Here is a 4,931-nt window from a genome sequence, read left to right on the forward strand (position 1 = left end):
GAACAATCGGCCGAGAAAACGACTTGGATTTCTCACCCCATTAGAGTATATTTCTAGGCAAGTTAAACAAATTTACTTGGCGACTTAAATTCGCCTATCAAATTGATTAGTGTCTATTTTTACTCGTTAAATTCAATAACGAAATCTTCATTATTCTGTGCTAGCCACTCAAGATAACCTTTATCTTTCTGGGCAATCTCTTTGATGGATTGCCCTTTGTATTTCCCGAAAGTCAGAACATCATCAAAATGCAAAGGTTTAACGCATTTTTTATGTTCTTCCAAGATTTCATCTACATTGAAGAAAAAATGTTCAGCATTTTCATTAGCCCATTTTACCCAATTCCAGTCAGAACGGATAACGTTTGCTAAAGTTTCTCCTTTGTGTTTTCCACTTTCTAGGACGTCTTTAATGGTATAAATCTTTGTTGGCTCCGCGGTCGGTTCTCCGAGAATGTCTAAAAGCACCCAAGAACCACATGCTGCACAGGGAATGGCTTGAGGTTCTGTGTCTGTTTTCCTACACCAACTATGTTCAGGATCATTTTCCGTTGCATCGGCTCTCTCTCCTTTTCTAAAGTAGAATCCAAAGGCCTCGCCGTACTTACCTCCTTTACCACTTGGTTTTACTTCGTGAACCTCAACAAATTGAGACCTATACCAGGGAGAATCACGTCCGTCTGGGAATCGCTGGGCACGAAACGGTAAGGCACGACCAATGTTGTAGTAAATAGAGATGAGGCTGTTTTTAAGTCCTTTTTGTGAAATAGACTTTATTAAAACTTCTTTATCCATTTTGATTGTTCTGATGAAAATTGCTATGCGATAAATTTAACGCAATTTGGCACAAGCGTATCAAATTTGTAAGCGAGAGATTGAAGTAGAAATCCCTATCCAAACACCAGTCCGAAATTCGTCCTGCGTTCCAACGAATTACAACCCACCTGGATTTCCTTCCAGGATTCCTTGTAGTTCTCGATTAAAGAATGCTCAGTGTTTGGCCTGTATGCGGAATCAGACTTTGTGATGAAATTGACGAATTCGGGAATGTTATCTCTATAGTGTAGGGCGAATTCCAAGGCGTCATTTTCCTTGTCGCTATCGCTGGAGTTCTGCTTGTCGTAAAGTACATGGTCCAAATTGCAGGACATATAGTAAATATTGTAAGGTACTTTCCAAATTGTAGGCGTACTTGCGAGTCTTAAAAGATTCTTAGACTTTCTGTCATTACGTTCAACGATGTTTTTACGTACGGGGCACAATATCTTCGTTAAGGTGTAGAAAGGCTTTTCTACATCACCTTGAATTACATAGTCCTCTGCGACAAAGGCTCCGTCTGTATCTACAATGTGAATGATTCGTTCAAAATGTTCTGGCTTAAGGCGGTTTGTATCAGCCCATCTCTTAATCACTTCTGCGATTTTCTTTGTAATGTCTGCCGAGCCGACTTTTTGACGGGTGTCCTGGTCAAATTCTGTTGTAATATCACAGTGCATCACATGAGTATAGACGGAATCCTTGTCAAAGTAACGAGAAAGGATTACGCCCAATGCGGTTTCATCAGAAGGACCTTCAACGATTACGAATACAACCTTTTTACGAGCCATTAGATCCTCCTGCAATCTTGAATGCCAAGGCAATCTCAGAATTGTTAGTGGTCTCGTAAACAGGCTCGCTCTGTTCGCCTAGGATAATGTCACGGTAGTAGAAATCGCGCAAGTTGTTGGTGGTCTTCACGCCGCTAAAGCGGATGTAGCGATTTTCCGGATTCGTAGTCGTGAATACAATGAAGTTTTTGTCCAATGTTTCAAGAGGACGAAGATTGTGGGATGTGAACAGCAGCTGTCCCTTGCCTTTTTCAGAAATGATTCTGAGAATTTCACCAAGCAGGTATTCAAAAATACCGGAATCCAATTCGTCGATGGCGACTGTAATGGAATGGTTATTGTAAACGTCAATGAGTAGCGACAGGATAGATATAATTTTCTTGACACCGTCGGATTCCATAGCTAATGGAAATTCGTGGCCATCTTTGCTGGATGTCATTTGCACAATATGGCCCGGCATGCCGTTTTGCATGAGTTCCTGGCCAAGATGTTTCAAGCCTACTTTAAGATTGGGAACAATTTGCGGCAACACAATGTTCAGGCTGCTGATGGTTCGTTCCAAAATCTGAAGGATATGCGGTGCGACCGTATTTGGCCTGTTCAAGGGCAACAGCAAACTACCAGACTTATGATCCACGTTGTGGTCCAGAGAAATGTGGATGGGCATGTCGTTCAAGGTGATTCGCCCTGTCGATGCTGTTCTAATCACAAAGAGCTCTCGTGCTCCATAATTTGCCAAACGTTCCAAAATGGAGTTTGTTTCTTCGAACTGTATGGCATCGTGCATTTCCTTTGAAAAAATAAAGGATGCAGTATTCGCCTCTGCCATTTTTTTTGCGACAAGCAAAGCGGTTTTCTTGTTTTTGTCTTTGCCGATAAGTGTGTCGTATTTTGATTTCGGCACAAAGGGCGCTTCGCTATCGGTATCTACATAATCTACAAACTTTGTTGCTGTGTCTTTATTCTTGCTGGAATAGGAAATCTTTTCGTTGCAAATGATCAGCTTGGTATTGCGGTTGCTATCTTCTTTCTTCAATGTGAAGCAATAGACAACCTTGTAGTTGGTTTCGGCTTCAACGTCTTCGATGGCAAATTCAAATTCAAGACGTGCAGATTCGCTATCTACGTTAATGCAGGATGCAAAATAATTCGTAATGGTGGGGTCCATAGGATACCCCAGAAGACAATGCTTCAGCAAACTCATTGCTTCGATAATAGCCGTTTTACCGGAGCCGTTTTGCCCGTAAATGCCGACAATGCAGGCTCCATTTTCCACCTTGCGAACTAGGGAAATTTCACCTTTTTTGACATTTTTGAAGTTCTCCAGGAGAATTCTTTTTAAGCTAACGGTTGAGTTTTTCATACCCATAAAATAGCTTAACCTGTCGAAAAATGCAATACCAAATGTAAAAATGAAATAAAAAATATCAAAATTATGTTTTGATACTATGTTTTTGACACTTTACTGTCAAAATCATTAATTAGATTTGAAATTCATTAAGAAATAAATAAAAATAGTAAACTTGCTTTTTTTTGTTTATATTCCATGCGTATGCGTTGTCAAAAGTTTACGAAATTCTTTATTTTCAGTGTGTGTTTGTTGTTTTGTGGAATGCAATATTCTTATGCTGATATTGCCCCAAAAATTATTAAGAGTATAGTTGGGACTGGTACAAAAAATGCTGCACGAACAGTTGTGAAAAAGTCTGCTCAAAGTGGGGTAAAAAAGGCTGCTAAGACTGCTGTTGCTAAAGACGTTGCAAAAAAAAGTGTAAGTAGTGGGGCTAAGAAAAGTGCTGGAAATGTTTCGACAATAAGTGAAACTGCAACATACCCCAAATTTGGAACATTTAAGAGGGCTTATTCAAAAGATGGTCCGGTAACACCTCGAAAACCTCGTTTAAGAACGTATGCGACTGTCGCATCGGCTAATCCTGTTTTTGTAGCGGCGGAGTCCAAAATTAAGCAAGGTGGCCTTGCGAGCATAGAAAGGGAAGTTGTTGCAATTCAATCTAAGGGGCCCATTGTGATAGAAAAAGAAATGATGCAAAAATTGCTGGATCATCCCGAATATTTAAAAAATTATGTAAAAGCGACAACTGGTGCGGCTGGATTTGGTTCTGGTTATAAAGAGTTTTTTATTCGCGTTGCCCAGGATAGTAAAGAAAATGTGAAAACATTATGGAGTAATGGTGAAATTAAAGAAATGACCAAAACCGCTATTAGAAAAGGCGGTGGAAAGCACGAATGGCTCATGGCAAAGAATGTAGAGTACTTTTTAACGGATCCTTCACTTGGTGATAATGGACCGAAACTTTTTTATGCTATTGATAAATTTGTTCAGAAAACAAAAAATGTCCAATTAAAAAATGGGATAACTCATTATAACGGTGGGGATGAAGTTGAATTTTTTCATAAAGAACTCTCAAAAATAATAGAGTCTGAAAAAACAGGTGATATACGGGCAATCGGCTTGAAAATTAAACATTTTGCTCAGGAAAATCTTTCGCTGGATTCCTATCGAGATTTTTTGGAAAATTATAATACTGAGTTTAGGTAATGAACGATGAAAAAATCAGGTGTGTTTGATTCTTTAAAGAATGCTGGAGCGAAAGCTGGGAATTTTTTTCTTGATGTTATTTTAAGTATGTACAAGGAAAGCGAACGAGAACGTCGAGAGCGTGAACGTTTGGAGCGTGAACGTCGAAAACGAAATAGAATGATATGTGTAGGAGCCATTATCGCAGTAGTCTTAACTGTTGTTTTGCTTGTTTGGTATTTTTATGATCCAAATACTGACTCCATGGGTGCTCCAAATCGTGTGAATTCTAATGTCGAAAATTGTACTTCTGTCATAACAAGTAGTATATCTCAAGAAAAAAGCTTGCTAGAAAAATATGTTGAATATATTAGTGGAGCCTTGTTGCAAAGTGAAAAAGGTCAAGGCGAGGAATATGAAATAATTCAAATTTCATTTGATAAAGAAAAATTAGAATTAACAAATTTGGATAGCATAAATATTAAAAATTTGGCTGACGCTTTCACGAAAGTTAACAATGAAAAATTTCTAGTACTTAGAAATTATATTGGTTCTCCTAATGACAGTAATTTAATGTTTGACAAGTCTCTCGAAATACAAGAAATTTTTGCGCATTTAGGGATTGAACGCTCATCAATATTGCTAGAAAATCTCGGTGAGTTCAATGTTAGTGAAAATGGACAAAATTTTGGGCTCTTCATCAACATGTGTGGGTGGCTTCGCCACCCTTTTTTGTTGACTTTCGCCTAAATTAAACAAAAAATGGGCTATTTTCTAAAATTTAAT

5 protein-coding genes are annotated in these 4,931 nt (G+C 38.5%); 2 read left to right on the forward strand and 3 right to left on the reverse strand.

Annotated elements, in window-relative coordinates; translation table 11 throughout:
* Nucleotides 1–119 precede the first annotated feature (119 nt).
* The 3 genes from BGX12_RS14995 to BGX12_RS15005 all read right to left on the reverse strand — a co-directional run bounded on the left by BGX12_RS14995 (nt 120) and on the right by BGX12_RS15005 (nt 2,969).
* Entirely contained in the window at nt 120–794 is a 675-nt protein-coding gene (locus tag BGX12_RS14995) for a hypothetical protein (protein WP_109736825.1), read from the reverse strand.
* 95 nt (nt 795–889) lie between these two features.
* Nucleotides 890–1,606, reverse strand: a complete 717-nt coding sequence (locus tag BGX12_RS15000) for a hypothetical protein (RefSeq protein WP_109736826.1) — start codon at nt 1,604–1,606, stop codon at nt 890–892.
* Nucleotides 1,596–2,969, reverse strand: coding sequence for an ATP/GTP-binding protein (locus BGX12_RS15005; RefSeq protein WP_109736829.1), 1,374 nt, complete (start codon nt 2,967–2,969; stop codon nt 1,596–1,598). The genes BGX12_RS15000 and BGX12_RS15005 overlap by 11 nt, the downstream gene beginning before the upstream one ends.
* A gap of 189 nt (nt 2,970–3,158) precedes the next feature.
* Between BGX12_RS15005 and BGX12_RS15010 the strand changes: the two genes are divergently transcribed.
* Nucleotides 3,159–4,166, forward strand: coding sequence for a hypothetical protein (locus BGX12_RS15010; protein WP_146196385.1), 1,008 nt, complete (start codon nt 3,159–3,161; stop codon nt 4,164–4,166).
* 6 nt (nt 4,167–4,172) lie between these two features.
* On the forward strand, nt 4,173–4,895 hold the full coding sequence (locus tag BGX12_RS15015) for a hypothetical protein (protein ID WP_109736828.1): 723 nt from the start codon (nt 4,173–4,175) through the stop codon (nt 4,893–4,895).
* Nucleotides 4,896–4,931 lie beyond the last annotated feature (36 nt).

It is taken from the genome of Fibrobacter sp. UWR4, assembly GCF_003149045.1.
Classification (GTDB): Bacteria; Fibrobacterota; Fibrobacteria; order Fibrobacterales; family Fibrobacteraceae; genus Fibrobacter.

Excerpts from the sequence above, each read along its gene's own strand:
- BGX12_RS14995 (WP_109736825.1), bottom strand. The coding sequence starts at position 794 with ATGGATAAAGAAGTTTTAATAAAGTCTATTTCACAAAAAGGACTTAAA.
- BGX12_RS15000 (WP_109736826.1), bottom strand. The coding sequence starts at position 1,606 with ATGGCTCGTAAAAAGGTTGTATTCGTAATCGTTGAAGGTCCTTCTGAT.
- BGX12_RS15005 (WP_109736829.1), bottom strand. The coding sequence starts at position 2,969 with ATGAAAAACTCAACCGTTAGCTTAAAAAGAATTCTCCTGGAGAACTTC.
- BGX12_RS15010 (WP_146196385.1), top strand. The coding sequence starts at position 3,159 with ATGCGTTGTCAAAAGTTTACGAAATTCTTTATTTTCAGTGTGTGTTTG.
- BGX12_RS15015 (WP_109736828.1), top strand. The coding sequence starts at position 4,173 with ATGAAAAAATCAGGTGTGTTTGATTCTTTAAAGAATGCTGGAGCGAAA.